Source organism: Myroides sp. DF42-4-2 (assembly GCF_030326445.1).
Taxonomy (GTDB): Bacteria; Bacteroidota; Bacteroidia; order Flavobacteriales; family Flavobacteriaceae; genus Flavobacterium.
In genome coordinates this window covers 104,208-125,288 of record NZ_JACAKI010000004.1, presented here as the reverse complement: position 1 = coordinate 125,288, position 21,081 = coordinate 104,208, and the positions used below count along the sequence as shown (strand labels likewise).

General features: G+C 36.8%; 19 protein-coding genes. 5 read left to right on the top strand and 14 right to left on the bottom strand.

The features are described 5' to 3' along the window. The first annotated feature begins 905 nt into the window (after positions 1-905). Positions 906-1,937, top strand: coding sequence for a hypothetical protein (locus HX062_RS05280; RefSeq protein ID WP_286466703.1), 1,032 nt, complete (start codon positions 906-908; stop codon positions 1,935-1,937). A gap of 211 nt (positions 1,938-2,148) precedes the next feature. Here HX062_RS05280 and HX062_RS05275 read toward each other — a convergent pair whose 3' ends face one another. The 6 genes from HX062_RS05275 to HX062_RS05250 form a co-directional block, all read right to left on the bottom strand. After that, positions 2,149-2,724, bottom strand: a complete 576-nt coding sequence (locus HX062_RS05275; RefSeq protein WP_286466702.1) for a hypothetical protein — start codon at positions 2,722-2,724, stop codon at positions 2,149-2,151. Positions 2,725-2,925: 201 nt separating this feature from the next. Further along, positions 2,926-3,234, bottom strand: coding sequence for a DUF3817 domain-containing protein (locus tag HX062_RS05270; RefSeq protein WP_286466701.1), 309 nt, complete (start codon positions 3,232-3,234; stop codon positions 2,926-2,928). Positions 3,235-3,241: 7 nt separating this feature from the next. Continuing rightward, positions 3,242-4,228, bottom strand: a complete 987-nt coding sequence (locus HX062_RS05265; RefSeq protein ID WP_286466700.1) for a hypothetical protein — start codon at positions 4,226-4,228, stop codon at positions 3,242-3,244. Between the two features lie 12 nt (positions 4,229-4,240). After that, positions 4,241-4,705: a hypothetical protein gene (locus HX062_RS05260; RefSeq protein WP_286466699.1), complete on the bottom strand. Its 465-nt coding sequence runs from the start codon at positions 4,703-4,705 to the stop codon at positions 4,241-4,243. A gap of 55 nt (positions 4,706-4,760) precedes the next feature. Then, positions 4,761-5,354 carry a TetR/AcrR family transcriptional regulator gene (locus HX062_RS05255; RefSeq protein ID WP_286466697.1) on the bottom strand — a complete coding sequence of 198 codons (594 nt, stop codon included), beginning with the start codon at positions 5,352-5,354 and terminating at the stop codon, positions 4,761-4,763. Between the two features lie 172 nt (positions 5,355-5,526). After that, a complete protein-coding gene (locus HX062_RS05250; RefSeq protein ID WP_286466696.1) occupies positions 5,527-6,411 on the bottom strand; it encodes a hypothetical protein in 885 nt (294 codons plus the stop codon). A 388-nt stretch (positions 6,412-6,799) separates the two neighbouring features. Between HX062_RS05250 and HX062_RS05245 the strand changes: the two genes are divergently transcribed. Both HX062_RS05245 and HX062_RS05240 read left to right on the top strand, forming a co-directional pair. Further along, positions 6,800-7,300, top strand: coding sequence for a hypothetical protein (locus HX062_RS05245; protein WP_286466695.1), 501 nt, complete (start codon positions 6,800-6,802; stop codon positions 7,298-7,300). A gap of 216 nt (positions 7,301-7,516) precedes the next feature. Then, complete coding sequence (locus tag HX062_RS05240; protein WP_286466694.1) at positions 7,517-8,347, top strand: hypothetical protein; 831 nt, start codon at positions 7,517-7,519, stop codon at positions 8,345-8,347. 145 nt (positions 8,348-8,492) lie between these two features. On the opposite strand, the gene HX062_RS05235 is transcribed toward HX062_RS05240, so the two are convergent. The 8 genes from HX062_RS05235 to HX062_RS05200 form a co-directional block, all read right to left on the bottom strand. Continuing rightward, positions 8,493-9,602, bottom strand: a complete 1,110-nt coding sequence (locus HX062_RS05235; RefSeq protein WP_286466692.1) for a metallophosphoesterase — start codon at positions 9,600-9,602, stop codon at positions 8,493-8,495. A 1-nt stretch (position 9,603) separates the two neighbouring features. Next, complete coding sequence (locus HX062_RS05230) at positions 9,604-11,286, bottom strand: RagB/SusD family nutrient uptake outer membrane protein (protein WP_286466690.1); 1,683 nt, start codon at positions 11,284-11,286, stop codon at positions 9,604-9,606. A 10-nt stretch (positions 11,287-11,296) separates the two neighbouring features. Further along, entirely contained in the window at positions 11,297-14,593 is a 3,297-nt protein-coding gene (locus HX062_RS05225) for a SusC/RagA family TonB-linked outer membrane protein (RefSeq protein ID WP_286466689.1), read from the bottom strand. 39 nt (positions 14,594-14,632) lie between these two features. After that, positions 14,633-15,520, bottom strand: coding sequence for a FecR family protein (locus HX062_RS05220; RefSeq protein WP_286466688.1), 888 nt, complete (start codon positions 15,518-15,520; stop codon positions 14,633-14,635). Between the two features lie 93 nt (positions 15,521-15,613). Next, complete coding sequence (locus HX062_RS05215; protein ID WP_286466687.1) at positions 15,614-16,159, bottom strand: RNA polymerase sigma factor; 546 nt, start codon at positions 16,157-16,159, stop codon at positions 15,614-15,616. A 312-nt stretch (positions 16,160-16,471) separates the two neighbouring features. Beyond that, positions 16,472-16,942, bottom strand: a complete 471-nt coding sequence (locus tag HX062_RS05210; protein WP_286466686.1) for a lipocalin-like domain-containing protein — start codon at positions 16,940-16,942, stop codon at positions 16,472-16,474. 131 nt (positions 16,943-17,073) lie between these two features. Next, the gene (locus tag HX062_RS05205) at positions 17,074-17,622 is read right to left on the bottom strand and encodes a chromate transporter (protein ID WP_286466685.1); all 549 of its coding nucleotides are present in this window, start codon (positions 17,620-17,622) and stop codon (positions 17,074-17,076) included. Positions 17,623-17,627: 5 nt separating this feature from the next. Next, on the bottom strand, positions 17,628-18,203 hold the full coding sequence (locus tag HX062_RS05200) for a chromate transporter (protein ID WP_286466684.1): 576 nt from the start codon (positions 18,201-18,203) through the stop codon (positions 17,628-17,630). A 238-nt stretch (positions 18,204-18,441) separates the two neighbouring features. On the opposite strand from HX062_RS05200, the gene HX062_RS05195 reads away from it, so the two are divergent. Further along, positions 18,442-18,744: a helix-turn-helix domain-containing protein gene (locus HX062_RS05195; RefSeq protein ID WP_286466682.1), complete on the top strand. Its 303-nt coding sequence runs from the start codon at positions 18,442-18,444 to the stop codon at positions 18,742-18,744. 264 nt (positions 18,745-19,008) lie between these two features. After that, positions 19,009-21,081: a site-specific DNA-methyltransferase gene (locus HX062_RS05190; protein ID WP_286466681.1), complete on the top strand. Its 2,073-nt coding sequence runs from the start codon at positions 19,009-19,011 to the stop codon at positions 21,079-21,081.

Here is a 21,081-nt window from a genome sequence, read left to right as displayed (position 1 = left end):
GTTATTTTTAAAACTATCCATTTAGGTATTCATTTAATGTGAAAAAAGTGTTATTTAATTTAAAAAAATGCAATTCAAAAAAAACACAATACATTAATATACAGCGCTTTACGATTTAAATAAATGATTATTTTCGATTATTTCACTATAAAATGAGAGGTAAATCTCAATCTTACATTTATTTTGACTACCAAAGCTACTTTATGAGATTTTTTCTCGATATCCTTTGGTAGCATTCTAGTAGTGCCCAAAGAAAAATGGCGGGAGTTTTCGCAACTGTTGTTGCAAATTTATTCGCAAAGCTGCTTATGTTATTTAAAAAATTAAAATCTGTTGATTTATTTTTATCTAGGAAACAAATTCACGATTTTCTCCAATTATTTCACTCCCACAGGATTGTTTTCCTACTATTATTTGAGATTTCGTTTATATTGTTATACTGCCCTCTTGTTTATTTATTACAGTTATCCTTTAGTGCGTATTGAAGTATAGAGCATTGTACTCTATATATCCAAAAAAGTAAAAAAAGGTAAAGACTAGAGAACGTTACTCATCATGACTGACTTATATAGGTCATTATAAATTAATTCATGTGCCCTAATTAGTAAAAAATGAATTGTCTTCTTTTAAGGTATAGGTCTAATTTTAAAAAAACAAAAATTGCGTATTCCTCTTATTTCTGTGGCTAATACTATGGACTATTTACTTTTTTTTCGCTCAACACATTGATTCTAGCCCTGTATCACCTGCTCTTTTTTTGTTCAGCTACAGATCGAACTCACTCATTACCATAAGAAAAGATGCCTTGACTTTCAACTTGAGCATGTCTTGTAATAGAGGGATAAAAAGGATAAGCACCTCCAGCGAAAATCAACTTAGTTTTGTTAGAGCAAACAACAAAAGAAATGAAAAAGAAACTAATTATTAGCGCGTTCTGCCTGTTGCAACTCCTCCTTTCATGTGAAAAAAAAAGGGATTCTACATTCGAAATAGTAGATAGTACTCCAGGTTATACAGAAACGCTAGCCCCTCTAGAACAAGATCCATATCGTGAAAGCATAAAAAAAGGATGGAAAGAGGTCAATGCGTACTATACGTATCACTTTACTGGAAAAATCAATAATACGTATGCATTTGACATGAATTTACGCATTATTGACGATCGTATTTCGGGTTACTACTACTACTTAAAATACGAAAAACCCATACAGATTGAAGGGGAAATCACAGGCAACGTCGTTTTTTTTACCGAAGAATTGGGCAATACTTTTGAGGGGATATTTGATCATAATAAAGGGGAAATTAGCGGATATTGGACGAATAAGTCAACGGGGGAAACCTTTAATTTGAACATGGCTAATCCGAAAGGAAAAGGGTATCCTAAGCGGTCTTACCGCGTGTTAGCTACGGAAAAATCGCCTGGTTCTGACACCTATTACATTAGTCAAATCGAAGAGACTGATTCCAAAAATCAAAAGCGAATAATCCCGATTGAATCTCAATTTTGGGAGACTGAGATCGTGGATAAGTTTGATTTATACATTGAAGATTACAATTTTGACGGGTATTTAGATTTGTGTAGTTTCCAATCTCTTCCTAGTAAATATGTGTATTTCACTTACGATGCCGCCAATCGAAACTACGTTGAAAATGCGCAATACAGCCATTTTGATACCCCTCCATTTGCCACTAACTTTAGAAAGAAATTACTATACTTTAGAACGGATTTCAACAATAAATACTATAGTATATATCAGTACTATCAAGGGTGGTTACGCAAGATTTACGTTGCAGCTTCTCACGTGGATGAAAGCGACGATTGGGCTGAATACTATCACTACGTCAATGAAGAAGCGCTTGCAATTACGCCTGCGGCATTTGAGGCTCAGTATGGCAAACAGGTATTGCAGGTATTTGAAACAGCTGAAGAACAATAACCGCACAACAGGTCTAGGCTTATCCGATAAAAAAGATCTTGTGTTGTTACAAGATCTTTTTTTGGTTTCACAGCGGTGAACTTTTTATTTTAGTTTGCCCTTACTCACTATAGGATGAAGAGAATAAACAGCCTTGTTCTTCTTTTGTTGGTAAACAGCTAGGCTCAACGACCACAAGTTTTGGGATTATTATCTTTACTGCTGACTATATTTAGTTATTGCTCAATGCTCCAGGTATTTGCCTAGTTATTTCATCGTCAAAACACAGAATCATATAATCAACATCTTCTGCTTCTAGTTGCTTGATAATCTGAAAGTACTCTCCAATAACGTAATCGAGTTTTTGCGAATACATCAAGACAGTTGTTAGGTCTTCCCGAATTTCATATGCGCTGTTATCTGACATTCGCTTCAAGGTTAGCTTTTGATAATTCTTGCCTTTTTTTAAATATTTTTTAATGTGGTCAATATCTAGGTTATTTAAAGATAATCCACAGGTTGATTTTTTTCGCTTTCCTGCTTCTGTTACTTTGCCATTCAAGATATCCGCACTAGTTGACAACGGCCCTTGGGTAAATGACAGCAGCGATCCTTGGATGCTTCTACTCAATTTAAACAACGATGTCTCATCTGTGATATACACAATTTTATCTTTATCAACTCCCCAGGTCGCAACAATATGTTCTACATACTCTTGGGGTGTACTATTAATCTCTACCCCTATTCCCTTTTGGGCAACGGAGATCATAGGGAAAAGACAGACAACTAAAAATAATCTTTTCAACATAAGTGCGAATTTTTCGTTACTAATACCGTATAAAGCCAGTTTTTCTTCCTTATTGGAACAATAAATCTAATTATAGCTGTACTAAAATATACTTTTTTCATAAAATAACATAATTAATATATTCCAATTGAGAATACACAGGCTTTAAATAGAGAAATTTATTCGAGTTGTTCGGTGTATACCGTTAACTATATGACAGTCTTACCTAGGTAGTTTGCTCAATATTTTTTTATCGATATAAAAGGTTCCAAAGGGAACAACACAAGCGAGCAAGACTTTCCACGTTGTTTTTCGAAAGGTCCATTGTTGTTCGACACCTACACTGAGGGTATTAAAGAGAAATAGCAAGAACAAGGTTCCGTGTAGCATTCCCATAACTTTAGTGCCCATGGGGAAGTCCAGTATATATTTGAGCGGCAGTGCTATAAAAACGAGAAGCAATAAGGATATTCCTTCTAAAATGGCCAGCATTCTCAATCGACCGAGTTTGGTTTGCATTAATTTTTTCATTGTTGTTTTAGTTTAACTGTTTGATATATTGCAGGATGAGTTCAACTGCCTCATCGTGTAGGACTGTGGTTCCCAATTTGGGCATATGTTTTTCTCCCATGACGCTCATGCGAGCGGCTATTTTTCCTGTTTTGGTCCAAATGCCTGTGTGATGAAAAGGGGTTTCCAATCGAAAATCAAGGTTTACACTTTTAGCCATTCCATGGGGATTATGGCAGTGTGCGCAATTCACCTCTAAATACGACCGGACGCGTTGTTCTATAGGTTGGCCAGGGTCTTCGTAATTGACCGCGGAAGAGATTGCTGTAATCGTTGAATGAATCAATTTACCTTGGTCTTGTAAATACGTTAATTGATTCACTTCTTCTCCTGCTCTATGGACCTTACGGTTCATATTTCGTGCTTTAAAACCAATAGGCAAAAGCTGATTCCCAACTTGATGACAGCTTCTACAATCTGCTGTAGTTGGGATTTTGTAATTGACCTGTCGCACTTTGGCGTGAGCGTCGATAAATGCAACGGGAACAACGGCGCCTGCTTCGATTAGCACGGCCTCATCTTGTGTTTGAGTCCACTGATAGGTTCGCGCTATCCAGGTCGATTTTTGCTTAATCAAAAGACGCGTTTCCAACAAACGCCTGCCTTGATTTTGTGCTGTCTCTGGATAGTAAAACGTCTTTGCTAGTAGAGTACCCTCGGGAAATTGCAACAATCCATCTCCAGTGAGCCTCGCTTTCTGATGCTCAGGGAGTTTCAAAAGGCGTTGTTTTTCCGTATAGTCAGTAAACAAAGGAGCTTGTATATCAATCACTTCAATTCCCGCAGCGGGAATCAACTGAGACAAATCCCCTTCGAACAACTGATATTGAGAAAGGTATTGGTGAAACACTACTTGGTCCTCCACCACCTTAGGAGCAGCATCTTTCTTGTACCAAAGGGCTGCTAACAAGGGTACACCAATTAGAAAACACAAAAAAAGTTGAATTTTTTTCATTCGTACAGCTAATTAAAATAAGCGAATAAACGGGCGTTGAGCGAAGAAGGAAAAAGGCCAAGGAATGGCTACTAGAAAAAGGATAAAAGCCATTCCAAACCACAGCCCCATAGTTTTGAATTGTTCGCGATCCGTTTGTTTGCGCTTAGCTAGGGCCGAACCTATTGTAAGCACTACAATTCCGATTAGCATAGTCAAGGAATGAATCAAAGCATAAAAAAGAAGATCAAGCTGTTGCATGGCTTCACTGAAATTCTTCCAAAAGTATTGTCCAAGAGGGCTCTTCATATAGAGCATCACCCCCATAACGAGTTGAATGTGAGCAAAAGTGGCCGTCCAATGGCGCAATATATGATCTACGCGAGTAAAGGAACGTTGGGTGAGATACCCATAAATGGATCTTCCCAAGGCCGTAGTTAAGCTAATTACTACAAGCCATCGCACAACAGCGTGCAAAATAAGTAATGTTGAGTACATAGTTTTGTTTTAGTATTATAAAACATACTAGTCAGTATGTTTTTGGGTAAAAAAATTACCTTAACTGGTCTAGGTAATTTTTAAGTTCTTTTAAATAGTCGATGTAGACCGCTTTGCTGTTTTGTAATTTTCCCAGATTTCGGATTCCAAAATAACCCGCTAAAAGGTAAGTAACTACGCGGTTAGCTTGAATTTCTGCTCGAATAACTCCACAGCTTTTCCCCTCTTCTACCAGGTCAATAAATTGTTTTTCCCACGTCTGAACTTGAAAAGTCAGGGCTTTTCTAAAGCTTTCATTCCAAGGCGTCATTTCTTGAATTAAGTTTGACATTGGGCAACCGTGTTCCACGGTCAGATCCTCTTCTTCGAGTAAGAGGTAGTAGAAGATGTTGTAGAGCTTCTCCAAAGCATCCAAGGCTGTGGCATGAAGAAATAAGGCTGTACTTTTGAGTTCAGAAGGTTGAAGTATTTCATTGATAATTGCCACCCCCATCTCATCTTTATTCTTAAAATGGTAGTAAAAAGCGCCTTTAGTCACTTGTGTTGTCGCCAATATATCGTCTATACTCGTCGTTTGATATCCCTTAGTATAAATAAGTTCATAGGATTTCTCTAAAATGTGACGTCTGGTTACTTCAGCTTTTTTCATAAAACATACTAGTTAGTATTTTTCCTCAAAATAACACCCTTTTTTTTATATGTACAACTTTTATTTTTGGGTTTTGTAATCATACAGAAACAGGTATAAAAAAAGGATTGAATTTTGGGTAAAATTCAATCCTTTTTGTGCAATTGTACGTGTATATTGCTTTATTATAGGCTTACAGCTGCAAAATTCCTGCCCCAGAAATTCGGCCACTAGCATGTACAAAATCATTCATTGCTTGATTTTGCTCAGTTGTCAATTCGCCGTAATTGATTTCCAATTTAGCGCGACTCATAGCTAAGTCAAACAGTTCTTTTTGAATGGCTTTTTGTTTAGATGCATCTGTAGATTTCTTGAATTCTTCTAGTAATTCAACTTCCTTTTTATAAGAAGCAACTAACTCTTCGTTCGGTATATTGGGAATTGTTACTCCTGCATTTTCAGATGGTTCTGTAATAGTACAGTTACCGTTTTCTACGCGATTTAGCTGGTGAAATCCTCTATCTTCTTCAACAACTGCTTCGTCGTAAAACGCAATAAACTCTGCTTTAGTAAAGAATTTATTAAAAAAGTTTCCGACCGTATTTTTGTTGTAGGTAATTTGTTCTTCAGGATAAGCTTCTCCTAAGAAATAAGTACAACGGTAAAGGTTGTTGTCAATAAACAGGGCATTGGTGACTTTAATATTATCTTCATAGGGAACGCCATCAATTTCGATCGCTCTTCGAGTAGAGCCGAATTTATCAAAGTTTCCTTCTGTGGCATAAACCATCGAATAGATGTAATGGGGTTCTAAGGCAGGGTTGATAATCCCACCGGAATTTTGTTGGAACACAGTAAAAGCGTGCTTTTGCTCTTTGTAGATTAGCTCGTGTACACCTGCTTTTAACTTTACCAACTCAACGCTTTGAGGGGCTAAAGTGTAGGCTTGATCATCTAAAGTTAGCTGCATGCTTGCGTCTGTGGGATTAGACAGGTAAAAATCTTGTCTTTTAAAGGGATCATCGCAACTAATGAAGGTGATCACGGTTAGCAACAAGGCTAAAAATCGCATTTTCATAGGAATTAGTTTTGTTTAAAAAGGGGGCAAAAATACAGAATCTCGAAAAAGTATCCTAGAACTTAGAGCACATTTCTGTCTATACTATTCGCATTTCATAAGAAAAGGCATGAACTAATTACAGGAAATAAAGAGCAGTTTCAGTAAAAAAGTTCGAAACTAACGTTTTCTGAAAAATAGTTCTTTCCTTGAACATTTGTACAAAAAGGATGGTACTAATGCTAAAATAATAGGGTTATCTCATCATTGCGTTTGATTCTCAGCAAGGCTGTTAATTGCAAAGCTATTAAATACAGAGTTTAGCGAAATAGTAGGTTAAAATACGACAAAGATTACCGTTTATTTAAAATATCTTTGTCAAATTCAAACACAATTAAACAAAAATACAATGAAAAAACTTTTTTTAAGTTTGCTATTAACTACATCAGCGGTATTTAGTCAATCCATTAAGAAAACTGAACTGACCAATAAGACCTTAGGTCAGGCATTGTTTATTAAAGAAGCCGAAGGTTGGGGAGGTCCATACAAATCGCAATTTGAGGACAATTTTGTAAAAAACGAAAAGATTTACATATTTGAAATGGAATACCAAGGAAAGGTATTCTTTAGAGAGGCCTTGAAAAAAACGACTGCGAAAGGGAGTGATTCTGCCCTATTTTCCAATATGTACCGATTCAAAACAGACTTTTTTGTTCCCTATGATATTTTTGACAAGGACACCAAGTTGGATATGCTTGAACGCCGCTATACAGTTTATGATGTAGATGGAGTGCGCTATTTGTACTACCAAGAGTTTGAACCTATCAAACGAATCAATGGCCACTATGTAATTAATCCTGATGTACCGGAATACATAAGCCTCAAAGTTTACGAATTATCCTTTGACTAATACAATAGACAGGACATCGGAGAATGGACCTACTCACCATAGGAAACCAATGCTATTTGCTTGGTGTTTTCTTCCTTAGTAGTTCTATTCTTCGATTCCATTTGCTGTTGTTTATTGTATGAGTGCACCTTTTTTCGTATTTTTAGGAATACGTCAATCAGGCGCTGAGTTATACCTCACTCTGGTTGAACTTTAAAAAACAGATCTATATCTTCTATGAAAAAATTAGCTTCATTCCTCCTATTTACTAGCTTCAGTTTTCTGCTGATTTCTTGTTCAAAAGGTTATGAATTAACATCACGCGATGCGGGGCAATATGGGTATGAGGTTTGGCAGGGTCACTTTATTGTACAGGAAGGGGTTCAAATCCCTATATTGTTTGGCGTTGAGGGAAAAACGGAAACGCGACAAGTTCGCCTGTTTAGCGGTCCTGAACTAGCGCATTGGAGTTATTGGCATGAGACTAGTGACTCTATTCACTTCAAGGCGGGATTACACAGTGAGTTTAGAGGAATAAGAGAGGGTAATACGGTTTCAGGGGGGTACTTTGATGGAGTTGGAACTGCAGTAGAACGAGCGAAATTTCGCGTGCAAAAGGTCGATCAACAAACGTCTCCTTTTACTCCTGTTGCTAATCCTACGCCTATTGTACCTACGGGTACTTGGACACTTGATTTTGGTCCGTTGAAGGATTTGAGTGATTCCACTGATTTACTTCGATATTCCATAGATCGAGTAAAATCCCTCGACCTCTATCGAAAGGATAACACTCTCCTAGGAAGAGCCTATGGTGCGGGAGGTATTCAAGGTTTTGAAGGAGTAATGACGTCAACTGGTTTTACCTGCTTTTCCTTTCATCATTCGGAACCATTTTTACTAGAGGCGACTTTCACAGATGAAAATGCATTTACTGCAACGATTACCTCAACGACTGATGTATACCAAGTGAAGGGGAAACGCAAATCACAAAACCTAGAGGATGCTCAATTCACAGGAAGTGTTTTCAGAGGCTTGTACTTAACGATCAAAGCCTACTTTGGCTGGTAATTTATATGCGGATATTCATTTTTCTATCACAATAAAGCCCATGCGTTTTGCATGAGCTTTATGGAATATACTACAACTCGATCTGTTCTTTCCATTTAGGTTAGACCGAGTGAATAGATTAAGTAAGCAACTAAAAGAATCAAGGTTAATCTAAGGAGATAACATATTCATAATCACTTTCTTTTTTATAGGCATGTGCAGCAGTTTTGGGTGACAAGGCAAATAAAGGCGAAAACGTTTTAACCTTAACTGTCTTTCCATCAGGATAAAATTCCAAGATTCGCACTAAGCCATCTCCGCCATTGCCTTGGTGTCCTCCGCCTTCCGATTGCATATCAAACAACATTTGATGGACTTTACGACCAGTACTATTTGGATCAGATCGATAGCCTGTTCCTGAAATATGACCTGATAACACCCACTCAACCTGCTTATTTGGAAACACTAATTTCTCCCATAATTGTTCTCCATTATTGGAATTAGGCAAAACAATACGTTCTGATTTTAACTGTTTCTTCTCCTTGATATAAGGTTTAAAAATCACCCATTTGTTTTCGCCATTTAAGCGTTCATTTTTCCGGTTCAGGTAAGCATGTGTCAGTACAATAACTTTGTGATTTTGGTATTCCTCAAAATTTAAAATAGTGTTTGCCCATTCAATTGTTTGATTACTAGGGGCATACTCTAAATTCATCACTAAAAAATCTTGACCATGCAAATTATTAAATTCGTATACTGCATTACTCAGCGTCGGTTTATTATTGGCATCCCAACCATATTGTACGAGGTGTTTTCGGTTCAACACATTTTGGTCTATCGAAAAGTAATCATCGTATTGAGAGGTTCTATTCCCTTGTTGATCAATGGTGTAATCGTGATTTCCTGTTGCTAAAATGTAGGGAACTTTATGATTTAAAATACCAAAGGATTTGGATACAAATTCCCACTGTTCTTTGGATGGTACATCGCCATCATGTCCGGGAAGGATTACTTGATCTTGTTCGACCAAATCACCAACACACAAGACCATTTTAATATTCAGATTCTCAACATTAGCGCTGATCCATTGGTTCATTACATCTAAAATCGGCTGGTTTTGGTAGTATTTTGCGTAATTCTGCACATCAGGTACAAGAACCATCGACCAAGATCCTGGTTGATCTAATTGCAACTTAGTCGCATATTGCTGTGCGTGTAAGGAAAAGGTCGAAAGAAATACACCTATTCCCGCTAGTATTTGATAACTTCTTTTCATCTTAATATCCAGGGTTTTGATCTATATTCGGGTTAATGATTACTTCTTTTGATGGAATGGGCCATAAGTACTGCTTTTGGGTATCAAAAGCGCGTGTTGCTAAGACTTTGATGGTTCCCCTAGCGACTAAGCGATCAAAGTTTGGTAATCCATCGGCATCAATGGTAGGAGTATCTGACCAAAACCAAAGGTTTTTATCTACTACCTGACTTTGTAGAGGTTTAGGATCTAACAAGCCATAGTTGGGTCTGTTCAACGCTTTTTCTGCTAATTTCCATCGAATTAAATCTTCGATTCTTCGATTTTCCCAGGCCAACTCTACCCTTCTTTCTATTTGCAAAAGTCGTCGCATTTCTGCTTGTGATCCTAAGGCAACAGCAGGAGCTGTGATTCCACTATTGTTGTAGCCTCTTGCTCTGACCTGGTAGATTAGCTCAGTCACTTGTTGATCTAGTTCGCCTAACTCGATCTTAGCCTCAGCTAACATTAATAATACATCTGCATAGCGCATAATTATAATATCATTTTCCATTAAATACTCTTCGCTCCAATCTTCATCCACTCCTTTTTTAAGAGATAAACCATTATAAGAAGCATACGTATCTACACTTCTGGTATCCTTGTTCTTAACTTGTTTTCCTGTAGATGTATGGAGGACTTTAGTTGCATCAGGACGTGGATTATACACATAACCTAGGAAAGGTTGATCAAACTCTGCTATGGTAGCTAATAAGCGAGGATCTCTATTTTTAAAGGGCTCTTTGGAGTTAAACAAAGGGGATTCGTCAATTGTTTTTCCATCGATACACAAATAGGAAGCAAACAATTCCCAAGACGGTTGAGCTACGTTTGCCCCACCTGCATTTCGAGTCACAAAATTCTTTACTTGTAAGGTAGAATTCAACGTGGCTAATCGAGGAATACCAAAAATAGTTTCCTTGGCATTTTTAGTTTTGGACAAGAAATATTCAGCATAATTATCATGTAATTCATACACTCCTAGTTTAATACAAGCTTCACTCGCTTCTTTTGCCACTTTGTAATCCAAGAGATTCAATGCCGTTCTTGCTTTAAATGCATAGGCTGCTCCTTTAGTCAATCGAGCAGTGCTTACCCCTTCATATACTTCAGGTAAATGTTCTAGAGCGAAGTCAAAATCTTGATATACTTGATCTAATATCACTTTTTTATCCGTACGTCCCATAGAAAAGGCTTCTTCAATGGTTAATTTATCGGTATAAAAAGGTACATCTCCAAAGTAAAAGATCAATCGCCCATAAAAGATGGCACGAAATGCTCTTGCTTCAGCTTCAAATTGTTTTTTATCGGTTTCGCTTAAATTACCTTTGTTGTTTTTTAGATTTACAAGAATGGTATTGGCTCTTGAAATACCTTTATACGTATCGTGCCAAAAATTGGTTGACACGGCCCATTCACTATTAATTCCAGCAGATGCATAGCTGTTCATCACTTGTCGTTGGGACCAATTATCACTCATGCGTTCTGTGGCCCAATTAATATCCAGATCCCATAAATATTCTCTATAAAAATCGGCAATGGAAATTTCATATTCATTTTTGTCAGCATACCAATTTTCTGTTGAGGCATTAGCTGGTGGGTTTAGGTCTAAATCAGCACAACTGGTCAACCCTAATAAGACGAATAGTAAATATACTTTTTTCATATAATATCATTTAAAAATTAACGGACACACCAAAATTGACAGACTTGGTGATATACGAATTATAAAGTGTTTCAGGATCAAAACCTTTAGGATAATTACTCACTGTAAAGAAGTCATTCAAAGACATATAAACTCTGAGTCGATCGATTAGAATTGGTTTAGTTAGTTCTTTGGGGAAGTTATACGCGAGGGTAATATTCTTAATTCTAAAATAGGCGCCATTAACCAACCAAAGAGAAGACGTTTTGTAGTTATTACTTTCTGCGCTTGATTGGGATAATCGTGGGTATTTAGCGGCTAGGTTTTGGCTTTCAGTGTTATATAGACTCCAATAGCGGCCGTCAATTTCTTGCATTGGGCTTGCCCATGAGGATTGGAAAGGTCTCATTTGTTCTTCGGTTAATAGGCTTTGGCGTTTTCCGACACCTTGAAAAGCCATTCCCAATTCGATGCCTTTATATTCCATGTGAATGGATCCCCCATAAGTAAAACGAGGAAGAGAGTTACCCAAGGGGACACGATCGTAATCGGCAGAAATTTTACCATCAGGCACCCCATCCGGGCCACTAATATCCTTGTACTTTACATCACCAGGTTTAGTTGCTACTGTCAATAAAGCACTGTTGTCAATGTCTTCTTGAGATTGGAATAAGCCTTCAGCAACATAGCCATACCAAGCGTTATAAGGTGTTGCTTCTCTTATAATTTGATTATTACTGATGACAATACGATTATTCAAATTCCCCATTCTGGTTTTGGAATCCGACACATTCAATCCTATGTTATACTTAAAATCTTGGATCTGATCTCGCCATGTAACATCAAGATCCCAACCTTCTGTGTGCATTTCACCTGCATTTTGGTTTGGATTTTCAAACCCCATGAAAGCGGGAATTTCCAACTCTAACAACATATCTTTGGTTTTCTTTTTATAGTAATCTGCTGTTATACCTAAACGATTGTTGAGGAAATACATATCCACACCAAAATCGGTTGAGGTTGTGGTTTCCCAGGTAATATTTTCTATAGCATATTGAATCTGGGCTGCAGTTAAAGAAGACAGAATTTGTCCATCTTGATAGAACAGGGTATTTGAAAACCCAATAGACGATTGGTAGGGATAGTTTCCAATTCGTTCATTACCCAACGTTCCCCACGATCCTCTTAGTTTTAAGTTGCTGAATACATTTTGGTCTTGCATAAATTCCTCATTCGAAACGGTCCACCCAACAGAAACAGAAGGAAAAGTTCCCCAGCGATACTTAGAATGAAAACGAGAAGAACCGTCTTTTCTAACATTGGCTTGGAGGTGGTATTTCTCCTTGTAGTTATATATTAATCGCCCAAAAAACGAACGATATGCTGTTTCGTATTTACTTCCTGAATTGGTCATATAATCTACTGGGGCCAAATCCAAGTATGGATAATTATCCAGCTCCATATTCGTTGCAGAAGCCCCTAAGCTTTCTACAGAATTAAAGTTGTCTTCATAGCCGGCTAGAAGATTAAAACTGTGATCATCGAAGGTTTTGTTGTAGTTAATCAACACTTGTTTGGTCAACTGTTTACCTTCATTTCTATTTTCAACGAGCTGAGTACTAGCATGTCCATTAATATAACCGTTAAAACGCGTGGGATCTTGGGCGTCGTAATAGGGAATTTGTTTGGTAAAATTCTTTCTTCGATTAAAATACAGTTGAGGAGCGACAACCAAAGACACTTTTAAATCGGTTACTGGTGTAATATGTAAAGCGAATCGTCCATAAGCTTTATCTGAATAGTGTTTATTCTGTCCTCCATAATGTAGTCTTGCATAGGCATTAGACCCTGTTTTCCCCTCTGCAATTCGGCCGTCTTTCCAAGTAGCTGCATATATAGGCGCATAGCGTATAGCCTCCCAAACAGGGTTCGTTACTGGTGAGGTTTGATTGGTTGAATTATAGGAAAAATCCACATCTCCGGATAAGAAGGAATTGATATCTACGGTTGTATTCAACCGCATCATAATACGTTTAAAGTTTTCAATCGCATACATGGCTTCGTTATTGTCATAGGTTATGCTCAATCTCGATTTGGTTTTTTCTCCACCTCCAGACATTGAAAAGGCATGACGTTGTTGATAGGCTGCTTTTTTGAGTAAGATATCTTGCCAATCAGTAATAGGAAATTGGTCAGGATTCAGGGCATTATTTTGCTTCCACGATTGTATGGCTTCTTGGCTATAGATGCTGTGTTGTCCATTTTCTGGGTTAGCTGCATCATTCCAAGACAACTCATTCATCATTTCCATATAGCGTTTATAGTCCACAGGTTTAGGGATGGCTGTTGGTTTATCAATTCCAAAATCAGCCTTATAATTAAATAGAAATTCTCCGCTTTTAGCTCTCTTCGTGGTGATTAGAATCACCCCTGCTGCTGCTCTAGCACCGTATATAGAGGCTGCGGAGGCGTCTTTAAGAACGGAAATTTCGGCAATATCATTTGGATTTACTTCGTCTATATTATCTTGGGCTACACCATCAACAACAATTAGTGGATTACTATCGCCAATTGTGGTAATTCCGCGCACGCGAATAGTAGCTCCTGTTCCTGTTTTATTGCTATTTCGCGTAACGGTTACTCCAGACATCTGTCCTTGAAGTGCTTGAGATACTTGGGTGGTATTTCGCTCTTCAATTAGCTGTCCACTTACCTGTCCAACGGAGCCTGTTAGGTCTTTTTTCTTCACGGTTCCATATCCGATTACGACAATCTCATCTAAAGCAGAGGCTTGTTCGCTTAACGTTAGATGCATTCCTGTAGCGGCTTTTTGCACTATCGATTGATATCCCATAAAGGAGAACTCTAACAAGTCGCTTTCTTTAGCTTCTATGCTAAACACCCCATTCAAATCGGTCATTGTAGATTGTTTAGAATTTAGGTTGACAACAGTTGCCCCAGGCAGAGTTAACCCATCTGTTGCCACAAGCACACCTGATGCAGTCATTGATTTGCCTTGAAATTTAGCTTGTTTTAAAGAGAGAAAATGATCGTCTTGCTGATAGGCAATTGCCCAATTGCTTTGCAATGTGTGTAATACATTTTGCAAAGAGGTGGTTTGAGCAGGTAAGCTAATCTTATTTTTTGTATTGATCGTTTTGTCGAGAAAAACTTGAAATTCTGTTTGTTTCTCAATCACTTCAATAATTTGTGCTACAGTTACTTCTTGGCTGGAAAACCGTACTTCCACTTCATTAAGCGCGCGTTTTTGCGCCCATCCTGTTGTTGCAATAAGAAAAAACAAAAGCAGATAAAGTTTGTTTTTCATAGTTTTAAAGGAATTCATCATTGTTTTATTACTCGTTTACTATTGAATACTTATGGTTTGATTTTTATTACTAATGGAGAGATTGTGAATAAATCCTATACTGTTTAAAATTGAATAGAGTTCTTTTTTAGGATAATTTCCTTGTACAATAAGGTTTGCTTTTGTTTGATCCTTAAGGAAAATAGGCACTTGATAATAGGATTCTAATATCGCGATAACATGGTGTAGCTCTTTTCCGTCAAAATTGAAATAGGATTTAGTTTGATCAAGCGTATTGACCTTTTGGTGGTGATTTTCCCACACAATACTGTCTTGTGCCTGCAGTACAAAAAGTCTGGTTTGTTCTCGCTCAAAAACGGCTACTTTCCCGTGATTGACTTTTACTTTATAGGTTTCATCAGCATCGTCAACCACGAAACTCGTTCCCAATACAGTTGTTTGGATATTTTTCGTTTGAACAACAAATGCTAGATTAGGGTTCTTAGTAACGGAAAATGCTGCCTTTCCTTTTAGCGTTACCTGTCGATTGTCCTGATTAAAATCTGCCGCAACCACAAGGGAACTCCCTTTGGACAGAATAACAGAAGATTGATCCGCTAAGGTTAGGGTCATTTCCTCCTTGGCGATATACTCTAACGCAGATTTAGATTGAAAGGGATTCCAAATAAAGAAACACAGCGGGAGGGCAGTCGCTAATCCAAAAGCGACAATCTTTCTCTTTGTGCGCCTGCGTTTTCGCTGTTGATGGTGTTGTTGAATTTTCGTTCTTATTCTCAAGGCTGTGCGTTCAGCTTCAAGCGTAACTTCTTTAGGTTCTTGACCAGACGTTTTCATCTTATCCACCCAACGATCTAGAAAAGCATTTTCTTGGGCAGTAGTCTTCCCTTGTGCAAAACGCTGTAAAATAGCTCTTATTTTTTTATCCATACAACAGGTTGTTTTCTATAGAGTGTCGAAAAACAAAACCTGGACTAGTGATCGTTAGAAACTTTACATAAAGTTAACTTCAATAACCTTGTCTTAACATAGATAAACGAAGAGAAAAATTAGTTCAATGGAATAAGGTAAATTGGCGCGTAATGTTTGTAAGGCTTTAACAATGTGATTCTTTACTGTATGTTCTGAGATATTCATCACTTGAGCAATTTCGGCATATGACTGTTCAGCATAAAAGCGCAATTGAAAGGCCTGATAACATTTTTCTGGTAAGAGTTCTTCTGCTTTTTGTTTGATTTGAGCTAATAAATACGCTTTGAAAAGCTGTTGCTCTTCCTCAGTCATCAGATCGCATTCTTGTAAGGCTTGGTAGGCAGTCTCCAGCTCATTAGTTGTAAATGGACGCTTTCGCATATACTCAAAACTCTTGTACTTGACTGCCGCATATAAATAAGATTTTATATTCTGAACCTCAAGTTGGTCTATTCGCTTCCAAAGGTCAATAAAAATTTCCTGAATAATATCCTCTGATTGCTTACTGTCTTTCGTTATAGTATAAGCATAGGAATAGAGAGGTTTCCATAGTTCCAAGTAGATTTGATCTAGTAGGTAATCATTACGCTTAGACATAGGCTGTTTTTAAGCGTAAAAGTATTTATTCGGTGCAACGGAGGATTAGCATTTGCTTTTACTAAATCATTAAGTTTCAAAAACGAGTATACTCTACAATCAAGACACTGAATTTAAACCCATTACAAGTTTTAAAACTCTTATTTATTCATTCGTTCAACCCGCTGTAAAGGATTAATTACCCCATAAAGTTACTAATGCGTTAAGAAGTACAACCACAAATAGGAAGTCCATACACAGGGTACGCCTTACCAAGTCTCCTTTGCAAAGCGATCTGCCAATTGACTAACAACAATCACCAAAAAAACAACATTATTTCACTCGTTTACACCTGAGCTCAACATATTTAATGGCGTTGACCGTATCTGGTACGGCAGTAGGCAATGCAGTCATTACAACTAATTCATCATCGGTCAAACTTGTTATCAACAGCTCGTCTTCTACTCCCCTTTCGTCTGTTGTTTTGATTGTATTTGCTTGAAGTGTGTAACGCAAGCTTGTTTTTTCTTCAAGGCAGTTGCCTGTATTATCTTGGCCAACATAGCTTAGAATGTCTAGTTGATCAGTGGTATAAATCCAAGTTAAGCGCCCACATCCAAAGTCGTCTTTAGGAGTAGTGTCGCTTAAAAACTTCGCTTCCTTATCGTAAATCTTAGCCGATGAAAGTTCCCATACACCTAGTAGTTGCTCCGATTGATAGTGCGTTGTTGCTTCTTGCTTTTTACATGCAATTACGGCAATTGCACATAAGGCAACTGCTACAAGGGATATCTTTTTTCTCATACGTCTCAATTTTGGCTAAAGGTAAAGCTTATTTTAATTTACGATGCTGTCTCCCCCAGGCGAATATCGTTCAAATTCCCTAACGATCAATGTGTATTTCCCTCTAAAGTTGGTTATACAGGCGTCTTCATTTAATAGATCAGTAGACCAATAATAGCGGAGACGAACAAAATTATAATGGGGTGAACTTTAAATTTAATCGAACAAACTAAGGCTACTAAGAATAGGGCAAAACTATAATAATCGATGAAGTTTTCATCATTACTCATACTCAATGCGGCTAATGCAATTAAAGAAATACTTAAAGGCTTTATTCCCGCTAAAGCATAGGCGAAGTATCTATTGCTTCTAAATTTAAAATAAAAATAAGAGATGGTGCATATCATGATAAATGATGGCAAACACAATGCTACCGTAGCTATAAGAGAACCTAGGATTGAAATAGTAGCGGAATAGCCTTGATTGTGCAACGCACTAAATCCGACATAAGTAGCAGAATTAATCCCGATAGGTCCAGGAGTCATTTGAGATACAGCGACCAGATCGGTAAATTCACTCTTGGAGATCCAATTGTTTTTGTCCACAACTTCTTCTTGAATGAGTGATAACATAGCGTACCCCCCTCCAAATCCAAAAGTTCCTATTTTGATAAACACCCAAAAAATCTTAAAAAAAATCATACGAATTAGCTTTTAGCCATTTTATGATAGGCAATTCCACCTACACAACCTGCGAGAATTATCCATAGCGGAGATACAGCTGCAAACCACATTAAAGCTAAAGCTAGTACTGGCAATACTAAATTCTTTAGCCCCCAATTATTTACGCGAAAAGCAGTATAACAGGGTGCGGCTATTAGGGCAACTACGACGGGTCTCAATGCTTTAAATGCCTTGGCTACATATATATTTTCTTGGAAACGACTAAAAAATATAGCAATCAGCAAAATGATAATAAAAGGAGCTAATATCGTTCCAAGAGCGGCTAATAAGGCACCTTTAATTCCCGCAATTTTAAAACCTACTAAGGCGGCTATATTAGTTGCAAATACACCAGGAAGGGATTCTGTTATGGCCAAAAGTTCATAAAATTCTTCCTGTGAGAGCCATTCTCTATGAACAATATCTTTTTCAATTAAAGGAATAACAGCATATCCACCCCCAATTGTAAATATCCCAATCTTTGTAAAAAGCAAAAATAATTTCAATAACATACTACACAGCGTCCTTAATTTTACAAGCTTACAAGATAGGATTTTCATGGTTTTATTCCAATTCAAATCCCATTAAAAAACCAGGTTTTTCTCTCTATTTCATGGGCTTTAATGCATATGTGTATATTAGATTTTTACTCTTTTGTCTTTTCAACTACAAGCATAACAGTGCAATGCTAAACAGGGTCTTTTTTGTCCTCAAAGTCGCTGTTTTTGTTGTTATTCACCCAATAAGTTTCTTAAATAAGAAACTTATAAGTAATTTAGTCTCCTAATCCTACTACAAATGAAAACATACCCCTTAGATCAATTCATCGATGAACAAATAGGTCCACTTGGCACACCTAAACGCGACTTATTTGAATCTAAAATTCAATTTGAACTGATAGGCGCCAAAATTAAAACGCTTCGAAAGCAAAAGGGATTAACCCAAGCTCAACTGGGTGAGCTTGTTGGCGTGCAAAAGGCTCAAATATCCAAAATAGAAAAGAGCACCGCTAATGTAAAGATTGTCACAGTACTAAAAGTATTGCGTGCTTTGGGGGCTAAGTTGACGTGGGAGGTTGAAGAAAGCACATCTTTAAAATAGCGAATAAATATTTGTCATCTCCATATTTCCCTTTACATTTAACTCCAAATGCTTACTCGATAACATAGGATGAAAATCAATTGGTTACTAGTTGTTCTAGCCTAAAAAACAAAACAAAAAGACGGTTAGCAGCAGATTTAGGAAAAGGGAGGCGACTAATTTGAGAGTGTGTACGAATGACGTGCCCCCCTCTATGGAGACATTATTTCAAACAGCTCGACTTTTTACTATAGATAGTATAGAATATTAAACACAGCAAAATAAATGCACGAATTCAATTTCAACAAACATATAACTCAACTACTTAAAACAGATAATCGCTTAGTAGATGACGAAAACGATTTACGATTAAATGTAGTAAGAGACCTAGTAAATAACCTGGATGTACCATTTATCGAATGCTTAATTTCTGATGAACAAGTAAGAGATAAATTTTTTATCAAAGTAAAAGACGTTTATGTATTCAAGCAAAACGAATTTATTTTTTACTTAGATAGCAAAGTATTAGATGGTTCTTACACCCAATACGCCAATCGTATCGGATTAGCCTCGGGCGGTAAGTTTTTAACAGAGAGTACGGACTATGTTCTTGATTTTCCGTATAAAGATTGCGTTCTAGAAGGTGGTCAAAGTACAGAAGAAGGCCATGATATCTATGTTGAATACGATTCCGATGCCAACGATTATGTAGAAAAAATCACAAAACGCAAAGAGATTTTCTACAATAGCATTATTGCAAAAGATGAGATAGACCGTTTGTTAGAGCCAAAGGCATTTCAGAAAATAGTTCGCTATGATGCTGAAGGCGAAGCTATACCTAATTCGTTTACAAGAGATGTAGAGCTGAATAAAAAACGCGATTTACCTGAAGATACGATAACAGATAACTTAATCATAAAAGGCAACAACTTGTTGGCTCTCCATTCTTTAGCAAAAGAGTTTAAGGGCAAAGTTAAATTAATTTATATAGACCCTCCATATAATACAGGAAGCGATAGTTTTAAGTATAATGACAATTTTAATCATTCCACTTGGTTGACCTTTATGTATAATAGACTAAATATAGCTAAAGATCTACTAAAAAACGATGGTGTTATATTTATAAGTTGTGATGATAATGAATATGGTTATTTAAATATAATGCTTGATAATTTCAAAGATTTATCCTTTGAATCAGCCTTTTACATAAAAGTCAGACATGAGAATAGAATCCTTCGAAAGGACAATAGGTATCAAAAAGTAATGGAGCAATTACTTTGTTATTCAAAAGCAGATTATAGTCCAAATAGGATTCAAGTTGAAAAAGACAAAGATGTAGACTACATATTTGAAATAGAAACAATACATAAACCAAAGCAAATCATCCACCTAAATGGATATGAAGTAGAGATTTATACCGCAGATCAATACAAAATCACGAAAGTCCAAAATGGAAGTCTTAAAGAGTATAATATACGAGGTTCACTAATAACTCAAAAAGGTTCAGCTTCGGAGTTTTATGAATTACATTTAAGGGATAGAAAAGAAAATGATGGTTTAGGAACCTTGTACAAGGTTATAGGAATGGGAGAAAGAGGCGATGGATTAGGATATAGATATATAAGACAGCCTTTTGATCTAACAGGTCAAAATGGATTTTATTATCAAGGAAAACCACTAAAAGCAGGTGAAGATATTGGAAATCCTTATCCCAACTTTTATGATTTTGAAAAAAACTTCAACAATTCATCTGATGAAGGGGGTGTTGTATTTAAAAATGGAAAAAAACCAGAACGCTTTTTAGAGAAAGTTTTAGAAATTTCGGACATTAAAAAGAATGAAATAGTACTAGATTTTCATTTGGGAAGTGGAAGTACTGCAGCAGTAGCACATAAGTATGGTTTGCAATATATTGGTATAGAACAATTAGATTCTCAACTCTCCTTATCCATAAATAGGTTGACTAATGTTATACACGGTGAACAATCAGGTATTTCTAAACATATAAACTGGACAGGTGGTGGTTCATTCACGTATTTAGAATTGGCTAAAAATAATGAAACGGCTAAAGAGTGTATAGATGCCTGCCACAGTTTAGAGGAGTTGATTTCTCTTTTTGATGCGTTAAATACGCGCTACTTTTTAGATTATAATGTACGCATCAAAGATTTTAAAGAAAACGTTGTCAAAGAAGAAGCTTTTATCAATTTAAGTTTAGCACGTCAAAAAGAATTGTTTAAACGGATGTTAGACAACAATCAGCTGTATGTCAATCTTTCAGAAGTTGAAGATACACGTTACCATTTATCAGAAGACAACATCCGATTAACAAAAGATTTTTATCAAATCAAAAACTAA

Bases quoted from the DNA above. Each gene is read 5' to 3' on its own strand.
- HX062_RS05280 (WP_286466703.1), top strand. From the start codon at position 906: ATGAAAAAGAAACTAATTATTAGCGCGTTCTGCCTGTTGCAACTCCTC.
- HX062_RS05275 (WP_286466702.1), bottom strand. From the start codon at position 2,724: ATGTTGAAAAGATTATTTTTAGTTGTCTGTCTTTTCCCTATGATCTCC.
- HX062_RS05270 (WP_286466701.1), bottom strand. From the start codon at position 3,234: ATGAAAAAATTAATGCAAACCAAACTCGGTCGATTGAGAATGCTGGCC.
- HX062_RS05265 (WP_286466700.1), bottom strand. From the start codon at position 4,228: ATGAAAAAAATTCAACTTTTTTTGTGTTTTCTAATTGGTGTACCCTTG.
- HX062_RS05260 (WP_286466699.1), bottom strand. From the start codon at position 4,705: ATGTACTCAACATTACTTATTTTGCACGCTGTTGTGCGATGGCTTGTA.
- HX062_RS05255 (WP_286466697.1), bottom strand. From the start codon at position 5,354: ATGAAAAAAGCTGAAGTAACCAGACGTCACATTTTAGAGAAATCCTAT.
- HX062_RS05250 (WP_286466696.1), bottom strand. From the start codon at position 6,411: ATGAAAATGCGATTTTTAGCCTTGTTGCTAACCGTGATCACCTTCATT.
- HX062_RS05245 (WP_286466695.1), top strand. From the start codon at position 6,800: ATGAAAAAACTTTTTTTAAGTTTGCTATTAACTACATCAGCGGTATTT.
- HX062_RS05240 (WP_286466694.1), top strand. From the start codon at position 7,517: ATGAAAAAATTAGCTTCATTCCTCCTATTTACTAGCTTCAGTTTTCTG.
- HX062_RS05235 (WP_286466692.1), bottom strand. From the start codon at position 9,602: ATGAAAAGAAGTTATCAAATACTAGCGGGAATAGGTGTATTTCTTTCG.
- HX062_RS05230 (WP_286466690.1), bottom strand. From the start codon at position 11,286: ATGAAAAAAGTATATTTACTATTCGTCTTATTAGGGTTGACCAGTTGT.
- HX062_RS05225 (WP_286466689.1), bottom strand. From the start codon at position 14,593: ATGAAAAACAAACTTTATCTGCTTTTGTTTTTTCTTATTGCAACAACA.
- HX062_RS05220 (WP_286466688.1), bottom strand. From the start codon at position 15,520: ATGGATAAAAAAATAAGAGCTATTTTACAGCGTTTTGCACAAGGGAAG.
- HX062_RS05215 (WP_286466687.1), bottom strand. From the start codon at position 16,159: ATGTCTAAGCGTAATGATTACCTACTAGATCAAATCTACTTGGAACTA.
- HX062_RS05210 (WP_286466686.1), bottom strand. From the start codon at position 16,942: ATGAGAAAAAAGATATCCCTTGTAGCAGTTGCCTTATGTGCAATTGCC.
- HX062_RS05205 (WP_286466685.1), bottom strand. From the start codon at position 17,622: ATGATTTTTTTTAAGATTTTTTGGGTGTTTATCAAAATAGGAACTTTT.
- HX062_RS05200 (WP_286466684.1), bottom strand. From the start codon at position 18,203: ATGAAAATCCTATCTTGTAAGCTTGTAAAATTAAGGACGCTGTGTAGT.
- HX062_RS05195 (WP_286466682.1), top strand. From the start codon at position 18,442: ATGAAAACATACCCCTTAGATCAATTCATCGATGAACAAATAGGTCCA.
- HX062_RS05190 (WP_286466681.1), top strand. From the start codon at position 19,009: ATGCACGAATTCAATTTCAACAAACATATAACTCAACTACTTAAAACA.